Source organism: Mesorhizobium sp. LHD-90, assembly GCF_030929505.1.
Lineage (GTDB): Bacteria > Pseudomonadota > Alphaproteobacteria > Rhizobiales > Rhizobiaceae > Kumtagia.
In genome coordinates this window covers 302779-324580 of sequence record NZ_JAVFVV010000002.1, presented here as the reverse complement: position 1 = coordinate 324580, position 21802 = coordinate 302779, and the positions used below count along the sequence as shown (strand labels likewise).

The 21802-nt window shown below is 64.0% G+C and carries 18 protein-coding genes and 1 pseudogene; 8 read left to right on the top strand and 11 right to left on the bottom strand.

Annotation, left to right across the window (positions count from 1 at the left end; all coding sequences use genetic code 11):
- Window positions 1-24: 24 nt before the first annotated feature.
- A complete protein-coding gene (locus tag RB623_RS03730) occupies window positions 25-1044 on the bottom strand; it encodes an aldose epimerase family protein (protein WP_308055407.1) in 1020 nt (339 codons plus the stop codon).
- Window positions 1045-1253: 209 nt separating this feature from the next.
- Window positions 1254-2711 (bottom strand): NAD-dependent succinate-semialdehyde dehydrogenase, encoded by a 1458-nt coding sequence (locus RB623_RS03725; protein ID WP_308055406.1) that lies wholly within the window; start codon window positions 2709-2711, stop codon window positions 1254-1256.
- A 427-nt stretch (window positions 2712-3138) separates the two neighbouring features.
- On the opposite strand from RB623_RS03725, the gene RB623_RS03720 reads away from it, so the two are divergent.
- Window positions 3139-4749, top strand: coding sequence for an arylsulfatase (locus tag RB623_RS03720; protein WP_374121627.1), 1611 nt, complete (start codon window positions 3139-3141; stop codon window positions 4747-4749).
- A gap of 80 nt (window positions 4750-4829) precedes the next feature.
- Here the strand turns inward: RB623_RS03720 and RB623_RS03715 are convergent, their stop codons facing one another.
- Together RB623_RS03715 and RB623_RS03710 are read right to left on the bottom strand one after the other, a co-directional pair.
- On the bottom strand, window positions 4830-5156 hold the full coding sequence (locus tag RB623_RS03715; RefSeq protein WP_308055404.1) for a hypothetical protein: 327 nt from the start codon (window positions 5154-5156) through the stop codon (window positions 4830-4832).
- Window positions 5157-5389: 233 nt separating this feature from the next.
- A complete protein-coding gene (locus RB623_RS03710; RefSeq protein WP_308055403.1) occupies window positions 5390-6340 on the bottom strand; it encodes an AEC family transporter in 951 nt (316 codons plus the stop codon).
- Window positions 6341-6525: 185 nt separating this feature from the next.
- Between RB623_RS03710 and RB623_RS03705 the strand changes: the two genes are divergently transcribed.
- A complete protein-coding gene (locus RB623_RS03705; protein WP_308055402.1) occupies window positions 6526-7077 on the top strand; it encodes a histidine phosphatase family protein in 552 nt (183 codons plus the stop codon).
- A gap of 46 nt (window positions 7078-7123) precedes the next feature.
- On the opposite strand, the gene RB623_RS03700 is transcribed toward RB623_RS03705, so the two are convergent.
- From RB623_RS03700 to RB623_RS30305, 6 genes and pseudogenes are all read right to left on the bottom strand, one after another.
- Window positions 7124-7930, bottom strand: coding sequence for a hypothetical protein (locus RB623_RS03700; protein WP_308055401.1), 807 nt, complete (start codon window positions 7928-7930; stop codon window positions 7124-7126).
- Between the two features lie 141 nt (window positions 7931-8071).
- Window positions 8072-8542, bottom strand: a complete 471-nt coding sequence (locus RB623_RS03695) for a histidine kinase (protein WP_308055400.1) — start codon at window positions 8540-8542, stop codon at window positions 8072-8074.
- 32 nt (window positions 8543-8574) lie between these two features.
- A complete protein-coding gene (gene ppk2, locus RB623_RS03690) occupies window positions 8575-9462 on the bottom strand; it encodes a polyphosphate kinase 2 (protein ID WP_308055399.1) in 888 nt (295 codons plus the stop codon).
- A gap of 31 nt (window positions 9463-9493) precedes the next feature.
- Window positions 9494-11197 carry a SulP family inorganic anion transporter gene (locus RB623_RS03685; protein WP_308055398.1) on the bottom strand — a complete coding sequence of 568 codons (1704 nt, stop codon included), beginning with the start codon at window positions 11195-11197 and terminating at the stop codon, window positions 9494-9496.
- A gap of 403 nt (window positions 11198-11600) precedes the next feature.
- Window positions 11601-14570 (bottom strand): GAF domain-containing protein, encoded by a 2970-nt coding sequence (locus RB623_RS03675; protein ID WP_374121634.1) that lies wholly within the window; start codon window positions 14568-14570, stop codon window positions 11601-11603.
- A 105-nt stretch (window positions 14571-14675) separates the two neighbouring features.
- Window positions 14676-15017, bottom strand: a pseudogene (locus RB623_RS30305) (GAF domain-containing protein); the annotation flags it as partial.
- A gap of 363 nt (window positions 15018-15380) precedes the next feature.
- Between RB623_RS30305 and RB623_RS03670 the strand changes: the two are divergent.
- From RB623_RS03670 to RB623_RS03645, 6 genes are all read left to right on the top strand, one after another.
- Window positions 15381-15665: an acyl carrier protein gene (locus RB623_RS03670; protein WP_308055483.1), complete on the top strand. Its 285-nt coding sequence runs from the start codon at window positions 15381-15383 to the stop codon at window positions 15663-15665.
- Window positions 15666-15689: 24 nt separating this feature from the next.
- On the top strand, window positions 15690-16880 hold the full coding sequence (locus RB623_RS03665; RefSeq protein WP_308055397.1) for a beta-ketoacyl-ACP synthase: 1191 nt from the start codon (window positions 15690-15692) through the stop codon (window positions 16878-16880).
- Between the two features lie 10 nt (window positions 16881-16890).
- Window positions 16891-18162, top strand: a complete 1272-nt coding sequence (locus RB623_RS03660) for a beta-ketoacyl-ACP synthase (RefSeq protein ID WP_308055396.1) — start codon at window positions 16891-16893, stop codon at window positions 18160-18162.
- 253 nt (window positions 18163-18415) lie between these two features.
- Window positions 18416-19444: a zinc-binding dehydrogenase gene (locus RB623_RS03655; protein WP_308055395.1), complete on the top strand. Its 1029-nt coding sequence runs from the start codon at window positions 18416-18418 to the stop codon at window positions 19442-19444.
- Entirely contained in the window at window positions 19441-20397 is a 957-nt protein-coding gene (locus RB623_RS03650; protein WP_308055394.1) for a lipid A biosynthesis lauroyl acyltransferase, read from the top strand. The genes RB623_RS03655 and RB623_RS03650 overlap by 4 nt, the downstream gene beginning before the upstream one ends.
- 122 nt (window positions 20398-20519) lie before the next feature.
- On the top strand, window positions 20520-20705 hold the full coding sequence (locus RB623_RS03645) for a hypothetical protein (RefSeq protein ID WP_308055393.1): 186 nt from the start codon (window positions 20520-20522) through the stop codon (window positions 20703-20705).
- 1 nt (window position 20706) lies between these two features.
- On the opposite strand, the gene RB623_RS03640 is transcribed toward RB623_RS03645, so the two are convergent.
- Window positions 20707-21630, bottom strand: coding sequence for a DmsC/YnfH family molybdoenzyme membrane anchor subunit (locus RB623_RS03640; RefSeq protein ID WP_308055392.1), 924 nt, complete (start codon window positions 21628-21630; stop codon window positions 20707-20709).
- Between the last annotated feature and the right edge of the window lie 172 nt (window positions 21631-21802).

The window sequence follows — 21802 nt, the reverse complement described above, 5'->3', positions numbered from 1 at the left end:
GGCGGGGTCCGAGCCCGCCATGAGTCATGCGCACCGGAAGCGGAACTCGGTGACGTGCCGATAAGTCTCGCCCGGCCGCAGCACCGCCTGCGGGAAATAGGGTTGGTTGGGCGAATCAGGCCAGATCTGCGCCTCCAGGCAGAAGCTGGAGAACGGCCGGTAGCGGCGACCGCCGAGCCCGATGGCGTCGAGGTCGACATAGTGGCCGGCGTAGAACTGCACGCCGGGCTCGGTGGTCCAGACTTCCATTTCGACGCCGGACTTTCCCGCTTGCGCCCGGGCGGCGAGGCTGATTTCGCGCCGGGCGGAGGACAGGCAGAAATTGTTGTCGTAGCGGATCAGGTCGGCTTCCGGCATCGGCCGGATTTTTCGCGGCTCGCGGAAATCGAAGTCGGTGCCGGCGACGGGGGTCACCGCGCCGGTCGGGATCAAGTCGCCGTCGACCGGCAGATAGGCGTCGGCAAAAATCGCCAGTTGGTGATCACCGGTGTCGGTCTCGCCGCCGTCCTCGAGGTTGAAATAGGCGTGGCTGGTGAGATTGCAGAGTGTCGGCTTGTCGGCGGTGGCGGTCAGCGTGAGAGACAGCGCTCCCTCCCCGCCCAGCCGGTAGGTGCATCGGGTTGCTAGGGCGCCCGGGAAGCCCATAAGACCGTCGGGGTCGGCAAGCGACAGCGTGACAAAATCCTCGCCGGCTTCGTCGACGGTCCAGTTGCGGCGGGCATAACCGTCCGGCCCGCCATGCAGACCGTGGCGTTCCGGATGTTCTGGATCAATGGCGTAGCCTTTGCCGTCGATGCCGAAGCGGCCGTTGCGGATGCGGTTGGCATGCCGGCCGATGACGGCGCCGAAATAGTTCGGGTGGGCCAGATAATCCTCGAAGCGTTCGAAACCCAGCATCAGCGGTGGTTCGTGACCTTCCAGCCGCAGATCCTGAAGGATCGCGCCGAATGACAGGACGTTGGCCGTCAGGCCGCCGCCGCGAAGGATGACCCGGCGGACAGGTTCGCCCGTTCCCGTCTCCCCGAAAACCTCGCCGAAACTCATCCCCCGACCTCTATCAATTGTATCAAAAAATCGATTGCCTGGCTCGGGCTGCCGGTCGTGCAAACGCACCCGCCCTCCGCTTCGCTCGGGGCGACCTCTCCCCGAGGGGAGAGGACGTCGCGGACGTCTTCGCCTTTCCTCTTCTCCCCAGCGGAGGGAAGGTAGCCGCGAAGCGGCCGGGGCTGACCGACAACCCGCGAGGCGCGATATCAGAGACCAAGCCCGCCGATGCAGACATATTTCGTGTCGAGATAATCCTCGATGCCCTGGTGGCCGCCCTCGCGGCCCACGCCGGACTCCTTCACGCCGCCGAACGGCGCCTCGACGGTGGTGATCAGCCCCTCATTGACGCCGACCATGCCGTACTTCAGCCCTTCCATGACCCGGAAGGCGCGGCCGAGATTGCCGGTGTAGAAATAGCAGGCAAGGCCGAATTCGGTGTCGTTGGCGAGTTTTACCGCCTCTTCCTCGGTTTCGAACCTGAACACCGGGGCCACGGGGCCAAAAATCTCTTCCTTCATGAACATCATGTTCGGCTTGGCGTCGGCGATCACGGTCGGCTCGAAGAACGAACCGCCGAGCGCGTGGCGCTTGCCGCCGGCAACCACCTTGCCGCCCTTGGCTTTTGCGTCGGCGACGAATTCTTCGACCTTCTCGACCGCCTTCTCGTCGATCAGCGGGCCCTGCTGGGTGCCCTCCTCCAGCCCGGCGCCGACCTTCAGCTTGCGGCTCGCCTCCGAAAATCTTTCGACGAAAGCGTCATAGACGCCGGCCTGGACGAAGAAGCGGTTGGTGCACACGCAGGTCTGGCCGGAATTACGGTATTTCGCCACCATCGCGCCTTCGACCGCGCGATCGATGTCGGCGTCGTCGAAGACCAGGAACGGCGCGTTGCCGCCGAGTTCCATCGACACCTTCTTCACGGTCGAGGCGGCCTTGGCCATCAGCATCTTGCCGACCTCGGTGGAACCGGTGAAGGTGATCTTCTTGACCAGCGGGTTGGCGCAGATCTCGTCGCCGATCTCGCCGGCAGATCCGGTGAGGATGTTGACCGTGCCCTTCGGGAAACCGGCTTCCTCGCAGAGCGCACCCCAGGCCAGGCCCGAATAGGGCGTCTGCGAGGCAGGTTTCACCACGGTAGTGCAGCCCGCTGCCAGCGCCGGCGCCAGTTTTCGCGACAGCATGGAGGACGGGAAATTCCACGGCGTGATCGCGGCGATTACGCCGGTCGGCTCCTTGGTCACCAGGATGCGGCGGTCGCCCCAGGGCGACGGCACCACGTCGCCATAGGCGCGTCGGCCCTCTTCCGCGAACCACAGCACATAGGCGGCGGAAATGGCGATCTCGCCCTTGGATTCCGCCAGCGACTTGCCCTGCTCCATGGTCAGCAGTTCGGCCAGCGGCTGCTGGTTGTCCATGATCGCGTCGTGCAGTTTTCTGAGCAGCTTGTGGCGCTCCAGCACGGAGGTCTTCTTCCAGCTCTGGAATGCGGCTTCGGCCGCCTCGATGGCGCGGCGCGTCTCGGCCTTGCCGGATTTCGGCACGGTGCCGATGACGAGGCCGGTGGCCGGGTTGGTGACGTCGACCGTTCCGCCGGAATCCGCCTGCACCCACTCGCCGCCGATGAAATTCGCCTGCCGCATGAAATGGCTGGTTTTCTGGAGCATGTTTTTTCTCCCTTCAGCGTTCGCCGGGAACGCTCGGCCGTGGGGTTGAAGCGACACCGCGTGGGCGGCGGATGGTGGCCGCCGTCTTAGCGTTCCGAGGGCAAAGGATCAATTGGCGCAGGGCACGGAAGTGGGTGGCACGGGATGGACATGCTGGAGACAGGTTTTCTCTTCATCACGCATCACCGCGGCTTGTTTGGATTTTGACGACGGATTTCAGCGCGTTTCGCGTGTTTTTTTATGCAATTTCAGATGGCAATTTGAATAAAGCGGTCAAGTTATTTTTCAAAGACCTGCTCTGGCGACCTCGTTATTTGAGGAATAGACTAGGATCGTCGATGGCCTTCAACAGGGGCCGCGAGACAATGCTGCAACAACAGTCAAATTGTCTGTGATCGACCTGATAAGCCCCAGGGAGGGGATTCCAATGGATAGTAGCGTTTTACGCAGTTTGCTGCTCGGCACTGCTTTGACCTTTGGTGGCCTTGCGATGGCTCAGGCCCAGGACAAGCCGCCCAACATCGTCGTTATCATGGGCGACGACATCGGCATGTGGAACATAGGCGCCTACCATCGAGGCGTGATGGCGGGCAGGACGCCCAACCTCGACAAAATCGCCGCCGAGGGCATGTTGTTCACCGATTACTACGCCGAGGCGAGCTGCACGGCTGGCCGGGCCAACTTCATCACCGGCGAGCTGCCGATACGAACCGGCATGACGACAGTCGGCCAGGCTGGCGCCACGACTGGCATGCCCGCCGAAGCGATCACGCTGGCGACCGCCCTCAAGGACATGGGTTACACCACGGGCCAGTTTGGTAAGAACCATCTGGGCGACCTCAACGAGTTCCTGCCGACGGTCCACGGCTTCGACGAGTTCTTCGGCTACCTGTACCACCTCGACGCGATGGAAGATCCGGCGCATCCCAACTACCCGCAGGAACTTCTGGACAAGGTAGGGCCCCGCAACATGCTTCACAGTTGGGCGACGTCGACCGACGACACGACGGTTGATCCGCGCTGGGGCAAGGTCGGCAAGCAGAAGATCGAGGACGCCGGCACCCTTTATCCAGAACGGATGGAAACAGTCGACGACGAGATTCGCGACTACGCCCTGAAGTTCGTGGAGAAGGCCAAGGCCGACAACAAGCCCTTCTTTCTCTGGCTCAATCCCACGCGCATGCACGTCATCACCCACCTGTCGCCGAAATATGAGGCGATGAGGACTTCCGAGAACGGCTGGTCGCTGCAGGAAGCCGGCATGGCACAGCTCGATGACGATGTCGGCATCGTCATGCAGAAGCTGAAGGATCTGGGCGTCGACGACAATACCATTGTCCTATTCACCACTGACAACGGCACCGAAACCTTCACCTGGCCGGATGGCGGCAACACGCCGTTCAGGGGCCAGAAGGGAACGATCTATGAAGGCGGCTTCCGCGTTCCCGCCTTCATCCGTTGGCCTGGAAAGATTCCGGCCGGCAAGGTCGAGAACGGCATCATCTCGGGTCTCGACTGGCTTCCGACCTTCGTGGCCGCCGCCGGAAATCCGAACATCAAGGCCGAGTTGCTGAAAGGCAAGACGATCGGCGACCGCACCTACAAGAACCATCTCGACGGCTACGACCAGACGGCCTTGATCACCGGCAAGGGGCCTTCGGCCCGCCATGAAATCTTCTACTTCGGCGAGAGCACGCTCGGCGCAGTGCGCATCGACGACTACAAGTACCGGTTTATCGAGCAGCCCGACGGCTGGCTTGGCGCCAAGCAGGTCGTCGACGCACCGTCGATCACCAACCTTCGCCTCGATCCCTTCGAACGCCTGGGAACACCGGCCAACGGGACCCTGAACGGAGCACAGGGATATTTCAACGAGTGGTTCATGTATCAGTTCTGGCGGTTCGTCTTCGTGCAGCAGGAAGTGGGAAAGCTCGCCCAGACCGCCATCGAATTCCCGCCGATGCAGAAGGGCGCGAGCTTCAACCTCGACTCTGTGAAGGCGCAGATCGAAGCCGCGAGAGCGTCGCTGGGCAAGTGACGTATCGCATCTTCGGGTGGGCGGCTCGTAAGGGCCGCCCACCGAATGCCACGGCTTGAAGCCGACAGGCGCGCTGCTTCTCAGATCTGGTTCGCCCCCAGGAACGCGCCGTTAGGTCCGAAGCGGCACTGGAAGGTCCCTGCCGTGTCGTCGTCGTTGGGCAAGGTCCATGTGCCCCTGATCGTCGTTCCACCAGCGCCGACGACGGGATCGTCGGTCGAGATTGCACCGGGGCTTACTCCCGTCTGACTGGCGAATTGCGACCGGCAAAAGTTTGGCATCTGGCCGGCCGACACGATTTGCCCGGCCGCCGCCGAAGCGCCCGTACCGGAAGACCCCTGGCAGCCGGCCAGCGCGAGGCCGGCGAAGACGCTTGTCCAGAGATAGCTTTTCCGTCTCATTGTCATTGGGTCTCCCTCCTCGGATGCCGGCAGGATGCCGTTGTGTCGTCTCTGGATCGCGGTGCGAACCGTTCGATGATTTGCGCCTTGCGCCCAGCCGCGCAGGCCGCAGTAGGCCTGACGCGTTCGACGACTGGCGTTTTCAGTACAGTAGCGGTAGCGGCCGATATCGCCAGCGCCGGCGTGTAACTTACGTGGGCCCTACTCCGCCCGCCGCTTCCGCGCCGTGCCGAGCCGGCCTACCCGAACACCGCCACCACCACCGTCATCCAAAAAGTCATGGTGACCACCGCGAGCGCGGTGGCGATGGTCATCTGGTTGGAGGCCAGCGCCTGGCCGGTACCGAACTGCATGGCGATCAGGTAGGAATTCACGCCCGACGGCAGCGCGGCCGCCGCCACCGCGATCTTCGCCGTCAGCGGCGGCAGGCCGAAGGCCAGCGCCAGCGCCATGGCGGTGGCGGGCATCAGGAAGAGTTTCAGCATCGACAGGGTGACCGCCGGCCGGACGTTTCCCGAGATGCCGAATTTTTTCAGGCCGAGCCCCATGGCGAACAGCGCGAGCGGTGCCGCGATGCCTGCAAGCGCGTCGACGAAACGCATGGCCAGCACCGGCAGGTCGAGCCCGGTCAGCCGCCACAGCAGGCCGCAGAAAATGCCAAGGATCAGCGGGTTGGTGAATATCTTGCGCAGGAAATCGCGCAGGATGATCAGCGGGTGCATGGGCTCGCCGTCGCGCCGGCTGACGAACTGGAAGATGACGATCGAGGCCATCAGCATGATGGGCAGGTGGATCGAGATCAGCAGCGACAGTTCCTCAAAACCTTTCTGGCCGAACACGCCGAGCATGAACGGGATGCCGAGCAGCACCAGGTTGGAGAAGGCCGAGGAGACGCCGCCGACGACCCCCGCCTTGGAGTCGCGGCCGAAGACGCGGGTCGTCACCAGATGGCCCGCCGTCCAGGCGACGACGACGGCCGAAAAATAGACGCCCCACAGGCCCCACGGCGCCGAGCCATGGAAATCGGCGGTCACCATGGTGCGGAAGAGCAGCAGCGGCAGCGCCACGCCGACCGCGAATTCCGACAGCGCGTCGCCGGTCTGGATCTTCAGGTAGCCGGTGGCGCCTGCGAGATAACCCAGCGCCACGAGGCCGAAGATGAACAGCACGGTTTCGACAAGCGGGGACATTTTTTCGTGACCGGGCGGGCTGCTGCGCGCGAGAGAGAATGCGGGGAAAGGGCTGCGGCCTTGATAGGCGAGCCTTTTGCCGTGCGCAACGCCTGCAGGTCTTTCGCGGGGTAGACCGACCACAAGCCTTGTTTTTCCATATGCTTTGCCATCCCTATGTCCGGGAAGCCGGATCGGGAGGATGGATGCTTCGATTTTTTGCCGCGCTGGTGTTCTTGCTGTGCGCCGGGCCGGCTATGGCCACCGAGGCCGGCTGGGCGCTGCTGCGCGAGGGCGGCCATGTCGTGCTGATGCGCCACGCCATGAGCGGCGGCGGCGCCGAGCCCGCCAATTTCGACATCGAGAAATGCGCCACGCAGCGCAATCTCTCCGAACGCGGAAAGCAGCAGGCACGCAAGATCGGGGCGCTGTTCGCGGCCCGCGCCGCGCCGGTGGAAAGGATCCTGTCCAGCCGCTGGTGCCGCTGCCTGGACACGGCGCGCATCGCCTTCGACGCCAAGCCGGAGATCTTCGAGGCGCTCGATCCGCCGAAGGCGGACGAGGCGCAAAAGGCGGCGCAGTTGAAGGCGGTCGTGGACACGATTGCCGGTTTTGCCGGTTCGGACAATCTGGTCATGGTCACCCATGCCGAGGACATCCTGGCGCTGACCGGCGTTTCGGCGCGCGAGGGCGAGGCGGTGATCGTGCGGCCGGACGGCGAACGGCTGCATGTGCTGGCGCGGATCGTGTTCAATTGAGATCGACGCGAAGGGGCAGGCCGTTCAGTTTCCGGCGGCCAAGCTGCTAGTCGCCGCCGCCGCAGCCTCCGCCGCCGCAACCGCTGGCGCCGTTGCAGCCCGCCGGGCCGGAGCCACAGCCGCCGGCTGACACGCCCCTCTGCGCCTTGGCCTTGACAGGCATACTCCCGGCCAAAGCTGTAATCACGAGCAAGATCCCCAGCAGGACCAGCATCGCGAGATAGAATTTGCTGGGATAGGCATTTGCCAGCGCGGCGCCGGCGAAGAAGATGGCTGCGCCTGCGACTGCCAATGAGGCGCCGTACTGCTTTGCGACGATGAAATAGCGATCGTCACTCACCTTCACCGGACTGGCGTTTTCCGAAAACCGGGCCTCCGCGTCCGGCCAGATCAGGCGCGGCGGCTTTTCCCGGAACTCGGCCCGGTAGGCGCGCAAAGTGTCGTTGTAGAGTTCGGCAAACTTGCCGGCCTCGGCCTGTCCGCCCTCGGTCGGCGTGTGGTGCAGGTCGCGCTTCAGCGTGTCGCGGCAGAACCGCTCCCAATAGTCGCGTGTATAGGAAAGATGCAGGTGCCAGGCCTCGTCGACGTCGCGCGACGGCGTCAACGTGCCGTCGGAAATGCAGACGAGGTAGATGAAACGCTTGTATTCGCCGATCACCTCGGTTGCGTAGCCGTCCGACCAGTCGTTCTCGCGGGCAAGGCGGCTGGCAAAACTCAGCTCGGCGTCGGCGGGGCCGATCGTGTAGGCGTCGATGCGTGCAAAAAGGTCGGGATCGGAAAGCCGTAGCGGCGGGTCAGCGGCCGGCCTGTCCCTGTGAGAGAGGTCGATCTCGGTGCTGAATTCAACGTCCATCAGCGGCCCACCCTCGTGGACCGCATGTTTATCCTAATCCGCCGGCGGTTTCCAGCCATGCGCGATGCGACCAGTTTAACTGCGACGGCCGTATAGCAACGGGTGGCCCGCTTGTTATCGCACTGACACCAACGGCCGGTGCTATTTCGTTTCCGGCGCCCAGTTCAGGAAGAAGCCAACGTCGCCGGGGATTCCGCCGGGAAAGTTGATGACCATGGCCTTTAGCTTGAAGCCTTGCGGCTTGCCGAACTTGAGGTAGCGGCCGTAAAACTCCTTGGCTTTTCCTTGCAGCGTTTCAGTCCATTGAGGATCATTGCTGTTGATCGCCCGGCCGCTGTCGGAGCACAGGTCAGACGGAAAGCTGTAGACGAGGGCCTCGAACTTGCCGTCCTTGACCGCATTCGTCACCAGACGACGAACCATTGCTATTTCATCCTCGGTGACATGATCTTTCAGAAAATCTTCGGCGAAGCTCGTGACTTTCTGCTGCTCCTGCGCCCTCTTTGATTCTCTCTTCTTCATTTCCGCGAGTTGCTCCTCCAATAGAGCCATCCGAAGGTCGGCGGCGCTTGGAGGTGTGGCATTCGGATCGATAGTCTTGATGTCGGCCATTGCAGTTCCTCCCTTGAAAAGTCTCGTTGAGCCTATGTCCCGCTGAACACGTCCGGCACCACCTTTCGCGGGGTACTGTCGTCCTTGAAGCCATTGGGTCGCTTTTGCCGCTTGCCCAGCTTGGGTTCTTCGAACGGGACACGCTCGTAGGGGATCGAGTTCAGTATGTGCGAGATGCAGTTGATGCGAGCCTGCTTCTTGTCGTTCGACGGCACGATCCACCACGGCCCGTGACTGGTGTCGGTCATGCTGATCATCTCGTTGTAGGCGCGGGTAAAATCCCACCAGCGGCGATAGGACTCGATGTCCATCGGGCTCAGCTTCCACTGCCGCACGGGATCCTCGATACGCTGGCGGAAGCGCTTCTCCTGTTCTTCCTCGCTCACGTCGAGGAAGTATTTGAGCAGGGTGACGCCGCTCTCGACGATCGCCGCTTCGAAGCCGGGCGCCAACTCGAGGAAGCGGCGTGCCGCGGCGTCGCTGCAAAAGCCCATCACCCGCTCGACGCCGGGGCGGGTGTACCAGGAGCGATCGAATATCACGATCTCGCCGGCCGCCGGCAGGTGCGCAACGTAGCGCTGCATGTAGATCTGGGACTTTTCGCGGTCGGTTGGCGCCGGCAGCGCCACGACGCGGAACACGCGCGGGCTGACCCGCTCGGTGATGCGCTTGATCACGCCGCCCTTTCCGGCCGCGTCGCGACCCTCGAAGACGATCACGATACGCGCCCCGGACTTCTTCACCCATGCCTGCAGATGAGCAAGCTCGACTTGCAGCCGCTCGATTTCCGATCTGTAGCCGCCGTTCGGCTTTGTCTCCGCCAACGCACCGCCCGTCTCGACCTGCGGCTGGTTCGCCCGATGCTCGTCGTTCGCGTCTGCTTCACGCTTTTTCTTGTTCTTGTTCTTGCCCTTGCTCATGGTTCCCTCCGGAGCTTGGCCACTCTGCCTTTCAAGTTCGAACGCGTTTGCCTTGCGCTTTGAAGGCGAGGTCCACGTCCTCCAGATCGTCGAAGATCATCGCCTCGCCAATTCGCTCGATCACCCCCGCCCGTCCGAGCATGTCGCGCGCTTCGCTGTGCAACTCGGCCAAACCAAGCCGTATCCCGCGGTCGGCCAGAGTGGCTCTGACCTCGTCCAGCATTGCCGCCGCCGAACTGTCGATCTGGGCGATTGCGCTCGCGTCGATCAGCAGCCAGCGCGTGTCGCCGGGCAGTTCCGCGGCAATCGCCAGCAGACGCGATTTCACGTAGTCGGTGTTGAAAAACAGAAGGCTGCCCTGGATGAGCACGATGGCCAGCCCGGGTATGGAACCGGCATCGGAAACGCGATGCAGCTTGAAGAACCCGGCACGGCCCGGAACGCGACCGAGCAAGGCATCGCGGGGAAACATGAGCTTGCGAAGAAGATAGATCAGCGTCGCGCCCACTGCGATCACGACGCCGTTCAGGACGCCAAGACCTATCGGCCCCCACATCGCAATGAGGGCGAAAACGAATTCCATACGGCTGACCCGCCAGATCCGCCTCAGCGCATCGAGGTCGATCAGACCTATCGCGGTCGAGGCGAGGATCGCCCCGAGTGCGGGGATCGGCAGAATCCGAAGCGCCGGAGCCAAGAACAGAACCGCTGCAACCAGGGTCGCGGCAGCGATCAGGCTGACCACCTGCGAATTCCCCCCGACTGTCAGGTTGACCGCCGTGCGCGAGTCCGATGCGCTCACCGGGAAGGCGCCGAAAAGGCCTGCGGCGATGTTGGCCGCGCCGAACCCGGTTAGCTCGCGGTTCGCGTCGACCGGAAAACCGGCTTGGGCACCAAAGCTGCGGGCACAGACAACTCCCGACCCAAAACTCACGAGAAAGATCGCCGCGGCGCCGAGCAAGACCGTGTCGATTGGCAGGCCTGAAACTTGCGGCAGCGCAAGCGAGGGAAGCGCGGCGGGGATGTCGCCGACGACAGCGATGCCATGCCCTTCGAAATCGAACAGCGCCGAGAGGATGACGGCGAGCACAATCACCACAACGGGGCCGGGAACCGGGAAGCGCATGCTTCGCGCGATCTGCAACAGAACAAACATGCACATGGCCAGCAGCAAGGACGGCCAGTGCGTCGACGCGGCTTCGCGGATGAATTCGAGGACCGGCCCGATCAGGCCATCGGCCTGGATGCTCAGCCCGGTGAACCGGCCGATCTGTCCGATCAGGATCGAAAGGGAAATACCCGCGAAGAATCCGGTCAGAATTGGACGGGACAGAAAGTTTGCGACCACACCGAGCCGAAGCGCGCGGGCCAGCAGGCAGTACAGGCCGACAGCAAGGGCCAGCGTCGCGGCAATCGCCGGACGGTCCACGGCGACGCCCGCAGGCACGCTCGCGACGACAGCGGCCAACACGGCCGCCAGAACGGTCATCGTCGCGGCATCGGGTCCGACAATGAGCTGTCGCGAGGGACCGAAGAACGCATAGGCGACTAGCGGCAAGATGCTGGCGTATATGCCCGTCTCCGGAGGCAGGCCCGCAATCGCCGGATAGGCGATGGCGCTGGGAAGTCCTACTGCCGCGACCGCAAGTCCCGCCGACACGTCGCCTCGGACCCAGCCCGCCCGATAGCCCGACAGGCCGGCGAAGATCGGGAGCGGGACGACACCCTTGCCCATCAGATACGAGATGGCCCCATGAACAATGCTTCCCCCGGCATCTGGACAGCATGAACATCCGACTTGCAGGACGCCACCCGCCGCCGGAAAATCGGCGGATGCACCATTCTGGCAGCATCAACCGCATTGAAAGAAGGTGTTTGGCGATGCCGGACGCCCCCGGTCCAGGGCCACCAAATATCCAAATCCCTTCACATGCCTGCCGCCCACAAAGGTTGGAGCAACAATGCGGCGCGCGACGAACAGCCTCCAATAAACCGCCTCCTCCATACCTCTTCAGGCACATTTCGCAGACGGCCGAAACGACCTTGATATTTTATCACGCGGCAATAGAACTGAGAAGCCGACTTATTTGCTGTCCGCCGCTTGCCCGCCACGAAGACAGGCTTATCCCTGTCGGTCCTCAATCCAGATGGATGCGCGTTCCGCTCGCGCCGTTGAGCAGCCGCTTGAGGTGGAAGCCGGCGAGGCGGTCGTCGGGCTGCCTGCCGACCTCGGCGGCGAAGGCCCCCATTGCGCCTGGGTCCAACGCTTCCAGCCTGGCAAAGGCCTTCAGGTAGCCGTCGGCCGAGACGTCGTCCTGTTCGCCGGGCCGCAGCGGCTCGTAGGCACGCAGAGGCTCGGTCCTGCCCCGCAGAATCAGATCGCCGACCGGGCGGCCCCGGAAAGCCGGCACCTGGCTGACCACGCTTTCACTGATGCAGACGCGCGTTCCGATCTGCTTGTTGGCGTTCTCCAGCCGCGCCGCGGTGTTTATCGTGTCGCCATAGGCGGTGTAGTCGAAGAAGCGGCCGCCACCGAAATTGCCGACGATCGCCGGGCCGGCATTGACGCCGATGCGCGTCGGTCCGAGCGCCACGCCTTTTTCCAGCCAGAGTTTGCGGAAGGACTGTGCGAAGAGGTCGAGGTCGAGCGCGCAGGCGACCGCGCGGGCGGCCCGGTCGGGCTGGTCTCCCGGCGCCCCGAACAGGACGTGCAGCGCGTCGCCGACGATCTTCGCCAGGGTGCCTTCATGGGAGAAGACAACCGACGTCATGCCGGCGAGATAACCGTTCAACAACTCGCCGAGCACGCCCGGTTCCATCGTCTCGACCAGCGAAGTAAAACCCTCGATGTCGGAAAACAGCACCGCGACGTCGCGGCGCTCTCCCGAAAGCTCGATCTCGTCCACGCCAGTGGCGGCAAGGCGTTCCGCCAGATTGGGCGAAAAGTACCGCGACAGTATCTCGCGGTTGCGCGCTTCGAGTTCGGAGAAGAGACGAGCGTTCTCGATTGCGATGACCGCCTGGTCGGCGAAGCTGGCGACCAGAGCTATCTGCTTTTCGCTGAACGGGCGGACCTCTTGGCGGTGGAGGGTGATGATGCCGACGACATTGCCATCCTTCAACAGTGGCACGCAAAGTAACGTCCTCGCGCCAAGCAGCCTCACAACGCTGAGCCGACCTGGATCACCATCACGATATGCCTGATCGTCCATTGCGTCATCGACATGGATCGGCATGCCAGTCGCGAGCACGCGGCCCATCGCGGAACTTGGCATCGGATGCATAATTTGCAGATGTTGGCGGCGATATTCTTCCCATTCCGGTGTGCCGCCAAAGGCGGCGACGTTGCGCCAACCGTCGCCATCGCGAAGCGCCATGTGGGCGGAACTCGCATCGCACAGCCGAGCCGCACTCTCCAGAATGGCGCTAAACACCGGCTCGGTCTGACCGACCGAACGACTGATCACGCTCAGCACATCGGCAGAGGCGGTCTGCTGCTCCAGTGCCTCGCTCACTTCGCGGTTGCGGACTTCGAGTTCGGAGAAAAGCCGGGCGTTCTCGATGGCGATGACGGCCTGGTCGGCAAATGTCTCGATGAGTTCGATCTGACGTTGGGTAAAAGGCTCAACGCGATAGCGCGCAAAGGAGAAGACCCCGATCGGCTCTCCGCTCCTGAGCAGAGGAGCGGCGAGCACCGTACGGATGTTGCCGACCCGAGCCTCATGTTTCAGCTCATATTCCGGATCTTCCAGCACATCGATGATCTGGACAGCGCGCATCTCCTGGAGCGCTCGGGCGACCGTGCTTGCCCGGCCCGGACGGATCTCCAGCAACTGCTCTAGTTGCACATGGTCCGAACCGAACAGATGCGCGACGGCAAGCCTGTAAACGTCGCCGTCGCGGCGCCAGACTTGGGCCGGGCCAGCATCGCAGAGGCGGGATGCCGATGCTATCAGCGTCCTCAGCACTGTATCGAGATCGAAGGTCGATCGGCTAATGGCCTTCAACACGTCCGCCATGGCGGTCTGCTGCTGCAACGCCTCGCTCACTTCGCGGTTGCGGACTTCGAGTTCGGAGAAAAGCCGGGCGTTCTCGATGGCGATGACGGCCTGGCTGGCGAAATTGGCGACCAGAGCGATCTGCTTGTCGGTAAAATCCCGCACCTCCCTGCGGTGGATGGTTATGACACCCACGACCGCGCCGTCCTTCAGCAGCGGCACCGAGAGTATCGTCCTTGCACCGAGTAGGTTCACCACGTTGAGCCGGCCTGGATCGCCGTCGCGATAGGCCTGATCATCGATTGCATCATGAACATGAACCGGCATTCTGTTTGCAAGAACACGACCGATCGCAGAACTCGGCAGCGGCCGCAGGATCGGATGTTCCCGACGGTACGCCTCCCACTCTGGCGGGAAGCCATAAACGGCAGCGTGCCGCAGCCCGCCGTCCTCGCACAGAGCCAGATTGGCGAAGCTTGCCTCGCACAGACGCGCGGCGCTTTCGAGAATGGCCTCGAACACCGGCTCGGTCTGGCCGACCGAACGGCTGATCACTTTCAGCACGTCGGCGCTGGCGGTCTGCTGCTCCAGCGCCTCGGTGATCTCGCGGTTGCGGGCGTCGAGTTCGGAGAAGAGCCGCACGTTCTCGATGGCGATGACCGCCTGGTCGGCGAAGGTCCTGACCAAGCTAATCTGCTTATCCGTGAAAGACTTCACTTCCGTGCGCGTCAACGCCATGACGCCGACCGGGATTCCCTGGCGCAGCATCGGCACGCTGAGCACGGTGCGGAAGTTGCCCAGCTTCTGCGCAGTCAAAAACGTGTACTCGGGATCTGCCAGGACGTCAGCGATATGCACCACCTTACGCTCGGCAAGAGCCCGACAGTCAGCCGTCTCCCTGCCGGGCTCGACTGGCAAGTCCTTTACATAGTCGAGAAACTCCTCCGAGAAACCGTAGGTCTCGGATCGGAAGAACTGGCCGTCCCGCTCCCTGGTGATCGAGACCTTGTCGGCATCGCACAAGTGGGCGGCGGCTTCGACCAGCGCATGCAGCACCGATTTCAAGTCGAACGCGGATTGGCTGATCAGCTTCAGGGTGTCGGCCGTCACCGTCTGCTGCTTGAGCGCTTCGCTGACCTCCTCGAACAGCCTGACGTTTTCGACCGCGATGACGGCCTGGTCGGCAAAGGTGCGGAGCAGTTCGACCTGTCGCTCGGGGAAACGGCCCGCCTCCCGCCGATCCACAGTTATGACGCCGATGGGAACGCCGTCCCGAAGCATCGGCATCGCCAAGACGCTTCGCAATTGCAGCACCTCGGTCAGCGCGCTGACCTGGTAGTCCGGATCCGACCGCATATCCAGAACCTGCGCGACCTGACGGGTGAGTATTGCCCGACCGGCTCCGGTAGTCCTTCCCGGCGGCAACGGAAACTGCATGTTGACGGCTGCGACGGCATCCGCCTCGATGCCGTTGTGCGCCACGAAGTGCAGCAGTTCGCCGTCGAATCGGAATACGAAGCAATAAGCCGCAGAACAGAGGCGCGCTGCGCTATCCACAATCGCCTGGAAGACTGGCTGCGTGTTAGACGGCGAATTCGAGATGATGCGCAGAATATCCGCTGTCGCCGCCTGCTGCTGGCGCGCTTCATCCAACTCGCGGCCGAGCCGCGCGACTTCCGCTTCCAGCCTGGATTTCGAGTCCTGCACGCTTGCGCTCGGCCCCTCGCCGCCCGCCCCTCTGCGGGTAGCAGGACGATCTTAAAGCGGACGATCCTGGAAAACCAGCGACGCGGCAAACGCGCGCATGGCTGCCGGGACAATTCCGCCCCTTTTCCTCCCGGCCAAAACCGATTAGACAGCGCCGGACTTGCGCGCGGCGGGCGGGCTGCGCAGACTGCACTCTTTATTCAAGGAATCGCCGTGTCCACGACATTCGACAAGGTCGCGAACATCATCGCCGAAACGAGCGAGATCGACCGTGACAAGATCACGCCGGAAAGTCACACGATCGACGATCTCGGCATCGACAGCCTGGATTTCCTCGACATCGTCTTCGCGATCGACAAGGAATTCGGCATCAAGGTGCCGCTCGAGAAGTGGACGCAGGAGGTCAACGACGGCAAGGCGTCGACCGACGAATATTTCGTCATGAAGAACCTTTGCGCCAAGATCGACGGGCTTGTCGCCGCGAAGGCGGCGTCCTGATCCGCGCTCCGTCGGCGGGCTGACATGAGCGAACGCGACGTCGTCATCACCGGCATCGGACTGGTTTCCTGCCTCGGCGAAGGCCCGGAGGCGCACTGGCGCGCGCTGAGCGACGAGGCGGCGGCCCCGGCGGTCGATACGGAGCGCTTCGCGCCCTATTGCGTGCATCCGCTGCCGGCGATCGACTGGAACCTGCAGATCCCGAAGCGCGGCGACCAGCGGCAGATGGAGACCTGGCAGCGGCTGGGCACCTATGCGGCCGGGCTGGCGCTGGACGACGCCGGGCTGAAGACCGACGAAGCACTCTGCGCCTCTATGGACATGGTGGTGGCGGCCGGTGGCGGCGAGCGCGACGAGGCGGTGGACGCACAGATCCTCGAAGCCTCGGCCGCCCGCAACGACCGCGAGGTGCTCCTCAACGAGAAGCTGACCACGGATCTGCGCCCTACCCTGTTCCTGGCGCAGCTTTCCAACCTGCTGGCGGGCAATATTTCCATCGTCCACAAGGTCACCGGCTCGTCGCGCACCTTCATGGGTGAAGAAGGGGCCGGCATCGCGGCAGTGGAGACGGCGGTGGCGCGCATCCGCTCCGGCCAGTCGAACCACATGCTGGTGGGCGGCGCCTTCAACGCCGAGCATGCCGACATGCTGCTGGGCTACGAACTCGGCGGTTTTCTGCATCGCGGGGCGTGGAAGCCGGTTTGGCAGCGCGCCGGCGCGGAAGGCGGCGGGCTGGTCGCGGGCTCGGGCGGCGCGTTTCTGGTACTGGAATCACGCGGGCACGCGGAAGCCAGGGGCAGAAAACCCTATGCGAAGATTGAGAAGGTGAGCTCCTCGCGCGTGCGGCGCTCGCGGGAAGATCTGACGGCCGGCATCGCCGACCTGCTGAAGCGCCTCGATGCGCCGGCCGATACGACGCTGGCGCTGTCCGGCGCGTCCGGCGCGCATGCCGCGACTGCCGCCGAGAAGGCGGCGATCGACGCGCTGTCGGATGTGGCGCTGCGCGGCTTCGGCACGCGCACCGGGCATCTGAAGGAAGCGCAATTCCCCTTCGCGGTGGCGCTGGCCGCACTCGCCGTCCACAACGGCGCGGCCTACCCGGCTTTCGACCGCGCGGCGGAAAAGCCGTTCTCGGGGGCGGCCGGGCGGGCGTTGGCGACCACGGTCGGCTATCATATCTTCGAAGGTGCGGCGCTGATTGCGCCCGCCGACTGAGGGTTCAGCAATGACCAAAACCACGGATCACCTCGGCCGGCCGCTTGTCGCCGTCACCGGCATCGGCGTCGTCACCTCGCTGGGCGTCGGTAAGAAGGACAATTGGCAGGCGCTCACCTCCGGCCAGTCGGGCATCCACAGAATCACGCGCTTTCCGACCGACCATCTGAAGACGCAGATTGCCGGCACGGTGGATTTTTTGGCCTCAAGCGACAAGGGCGCCAGCCCGCTGACCTTCGAGCTCGCCGACACCGCCGCCACCGAGGCGGTCAGCCAGTCGGGGCTGAGCCTGGACGATTTCGGCGGGCCTCTGTTCCTGGCCTCGCCGCCAGTCGAACTCGACTGGAAGGACCGCATGGCGCTCTACCATGACGGCAAGGGCGCGAGCGCAGCGGCGCGCATCGCCGAGGCCGCCGGAACGCTGAAATCGCTCGACATCTTCGAGACCACGCAGTTCGGCGCCATCGCCGACCGGCTGTCAGACAAATTCGGGGCGCGTGGCCTGCCGATCACGCTGTCGACCGCCTGCGCATCGGGCGCCACCGCCATCCAGCTCGGCGTCGAGGCGATCAGGCGCGGCGAGAGCGACCGGGCGCTGTCGATCGGCGCCGACGGATCGGCCACCGCCGAGGCGCTGATCCGCTTCTCGCTGCTGTCGGCGCTCTCCATGCAGAACGAGGTGCCCGAAAAGGCCTCGAAGCCGTTTTCCAAGGACCGCGACGGCTTCGTGCTGGCCGAGGGATCGGCGGCGCTGGTGCTGGAATCGCTGGAAAGCGCGCTGGCGCGCGGTGCAAAAGTGCTGGGCATCCTTGCCGGCTGCGGCGAGCGCGCCGACGATTTCCACCGTACCCGCTCGAAGCCGGACGGCTCGCCGGCGATCGCGGCGGTGCGGGCCGCGCTGGCCGATTCCGGACTGGGCGAAGACGGTATCGGCTATGTCAACGCGCACGGCACCTCGACGCCGGAAAACGACAAGATGGAGCATCTGTCGCTGTCGACGGTGTTCGGCGAGCGGATGAAAAAGATCCCGATCTCGTCCAACAAATCGATGATCGGCCACACGCTGTCGGCCGCCGGGGCCATCGAGGCGGCGTTCTCGCTGATGACCATGCTGGAAGGCGTCATCCCGCCGACCATCAATTACGACCATCCAGATCCGGCGATCGACCTTGACGTGGTGCCGAACAGGAAGCGCTCGGCCGATGTGTCGACGGTGCTTTCCAACTCGTTCGGCTTCGGCGGGCAGAACACCTGCCTTGTCATGGCGCGGGAACCCGTTTAGGCGGAACGCTCGTTTTTCTGTTTTCCGAGCTGTTGCCGTTGCGTTCCTTCGCACCCCCCTCTGTCCTGCCGGACATCTCCCCCTCAAGGGGGGAGATTGCGCCCGCCGCTTGGCTTTCGCCAATCACCAGCGCTGCAAGCATGGCGGTAAGAGCGAAACTGCCGATCTCCCCCCTTGAGGGGGAGATGTCCGGCAGGACAGAGGGGGGTGCGAAGGAACGCCAGCCGTCGAACGCTCACAGGATCATCCGATAATGCGCGCGCTGCAACTGATCGAAGACCGCAGGCTGGAACAGGTCGACATCGCCGAGCCGCCGCCGCCGGCCATCGGCGAGGTGACGCTCAAGATCAAGGCCGTGGCGCTGAACCATATAGACGTGTGGGGCTGGCGCGGCATGGCGTTCGCCAAGCGAAAGCTGCCGCTGACCATCGGCGCGGAAGCCTCCGGCGTGGTGGAAGAAATCGGCCCGGGCGTGGCCGGCCTCGTGCCAGGCCAACTGGTCTCGATCTACGGCGCGCGCACCTGCGGCCTGTGCAAGGCCTGCAAGACCGGCCGCGACAATCTGTGCGAACATGTCGGCGGCGTTCACGGCTTCCACCTCGACGGGTTCGCGCAAGAGAAAATAAACCTGCCGGCACGCCTGCTGGTCCCTGCCCCTCCCGGCGTCGACGCGGTCGGCGCGGCGGTGGCGCCGGTGACCTTCGGCACGGTCGAGCACATGCTGTTCGACAATGCGAAGCTGGAGCCGGGCGAGACGATCCTGGTGCATGCCGGCGGCTCGGGCATCGGCTCGGCGGCGATCCAGCTCGCAAAACGCATGGGCTGCACGGTGATCACCACGGTCGGCTCCGCCGACAAGATGGACAAGGCGGCGGCACTTGGCGCCGACCACGTCATCAACTACCGCGAGGACCGGTTCGAGGGCGTGGTGCGCAAACTGACGAAAAAGAAGGGCGTGGACGTGGTGTTCGAGCATGTCGGCGCCGACACTTGGGCCGGCTCGATGCTGTCCCTGAAACGCGGTGGGCGCATCGTCACTTGCGGCTCGACCTCCGGCGTTTCGACACCGATGAACCTGATGCAGCTCTTCCAGCAGCAGATAAAGATCTTCGGCTCGTTCGGCTGCCGCATGCAAAACATGGCCGACGCCATGCAGAAGATGGCGGCCGGCATCGTCAGGCCGGTGATCGACACTGAGGTCGATTTCTCCTCCATCGGCGAAGCGCTGAAGCGCATGGAAACCCGCGACGTGTTCGGAAAAATCATCCTGCGGGTCGGATGAAGTCGCGCGACCGCCTCTACCACCTCTCACGTTTCCTGACGCAGGCCGGCTACTGGCTGACCGCGCAGGTGGCGCTGGCGATCATGCGCGTGCTGAGGCTGCTGCCCGCCGACAAGGCGATCGATTTCGCCGACCGGGTCGCGCGCCGCCTCGGGCCGCTGGTCGGCCGGCACCGTGTGGCGCTGGAAAACCTGCGAAAGGCCTATCCGGAAAAGAGCGAGGCCGAGATTCGCGCCATAGCCGTCGACATGTGGGGCAACGTGGCGCGGCTGGCCGCCGAATACGTTTTCCTCGACCAGTTGTTCGACTTCGACGTGAACTCCAAGACGTCCGGGCGCATCGAGGTCGACGGCATTCCGTTCTTCGAGAAGATCGCCGGCGAGGACCGGCCGCACATCCTGTTCACCGGCCATCTCGGCAATTTCGAGCTGCTGCCGATCGCCGGCGCCGCCTACGGCATGAAGGTGACCTCACTGTTCCGGCCGCCGAACAACCCCTACATCGCCGACTACATCAACGCCACAAGGCGCTCGACCATGGGCGCCCTGATCGCCTCGCGCGCCGGCGTGTCGTTCACGCTGGCACGAATCCTCGACGACAACGGCACGATCGGCGTGCTGGTCGACCAGAAATTCCGGCACGGCTTGCCGACCACCTTCTTCGGCCGCCCCTGCGAGACCAGCCCGCTGCTGCCGAAACTGGCGCGGCAATATGAATGCGACGTCTATCCGGCGCGCTGCATACGCCTGCCCGACAACCGGTTTCGTCTCGTCATCGAGCCGAAGCTAGAGCTGCCGCGGCTGGAGAACGGACGCATCGACGTGAACGCGACCGCGCAGATGCTCAACGACGTGGTGGAACGCTGGGTGCGCGAGGATCCCGGCCAGTGGATGTGGTTCCACAAGCGCTGGAAGCTGACCGGCAAGAACCGCCGCGCCCGCAAAGCTGCATAGTTTGTCAGCCCGTCGCGGCCTCGTGATCCGCTTGCGCTGGAACATTTCGCGAACTCATCCGTTCCCATCGGAAATACGCAGCAATATTAAGTGTGCGTTAACCATGTGGACGGAGACTTTCCATGCACATTGTTCCGAAAGTGGAGCCGATGCTGAAGCGCCCGAAAGCCGAGAAGGCCAGTCCTGTGATCTGGACTCCATGGGGTCCGCAGAAATTCTCGGAACGCGACGCCCAGATCGCCGCGCGCCACCGCCTCGGGCGAAAGGTCGAAAAGATCGGCGCGCGCAAGCCCGCTCTCGCCGGCTGAGCTACCCTTCGTAATAGTTCATCACCGCATGGCGTGCCTCGGCGAAGAACAGCCAGCGTTCCACGAACATCCCCGCATAGTGCAGCAGCGCGGCACACGCGATCACGACGGCCGCAGTGACGGGAACGGCCGAGAGAGCCGCCGCCACGAGCAACAGCAGCACCGGCAGCGCCCCACCCGCCAGGAACGATATCCGGGCCAGCTTCGCCGCATGCTTGCGGGCGATCACAAAACCCATTTCCCGGGTAAGATAGTTTTCGTTCATATGCGGCCGCTCGAACAGGCGGACTTTTCCGATCGACCCGAGCCCGGTGGCGGTCTCGGGTGTCGACAGCGGCCGTAGCGACAGCATGCGCCGCCGCCACGCCGTCTTTGCGATCCAGGCGGCAATTGTCGCGGCGATTGCGCCGAGCGCCGGCCACAGCGCGTCGCCACCGCCGGCCGCGCCGGCAAGACTGGCAAGGGTCAGTCCACCAGACAGAGCGAACAGGATGAAGCACAGCGGCGTCAGCGGCGTGTGCCAGGTCTGCACGGATTTCAGCGAGGCATAGATCATGCCGGTGCAGTAGATCGTCACCGCCGCGCCCGCCGCGCCGAGCAGGCCGGCGACGGGCGCGTGACGGCCTTCGACCACCGCGAACCACGCCGACCACAACAGCGGCAAAAAGGTCAGCAGCGCCATGACGCCTTCGCGGGACAGCCAGCTCGACCGCCATTGCGACAGCGCCCGCCAGGCGCGTTGCGGATTGCCGAGATGCAGCGTCGAGGACAGCAGGCCCACGCCAATCAGGACGAGCGCGGCGAGGTGGGCGAGCTTGGTGGCCATGGCCGCCGGATCGAGGATGCCGAGGCCCAGCACAGCGGCAAGCCCGTAGCCGAGGCCGGACAGGGTGGTGAAGACAATGATGGAGAAGGCGGGGTGCATTCCTAGGCGTCCCACTCCGTCCAACACCCCTCATCCGACCTCGCTTCGCTCGGCCACCTTCTCCCACAAGGGGAGAAGGAGGAGTTTCGCGCCGACGCGCCCGCCAATCTCCAGCGTTGGCGATTGGCAGAGCAGTTGATGCAACGCTCCGCCTTCTCCCCTTGTGGGAGAA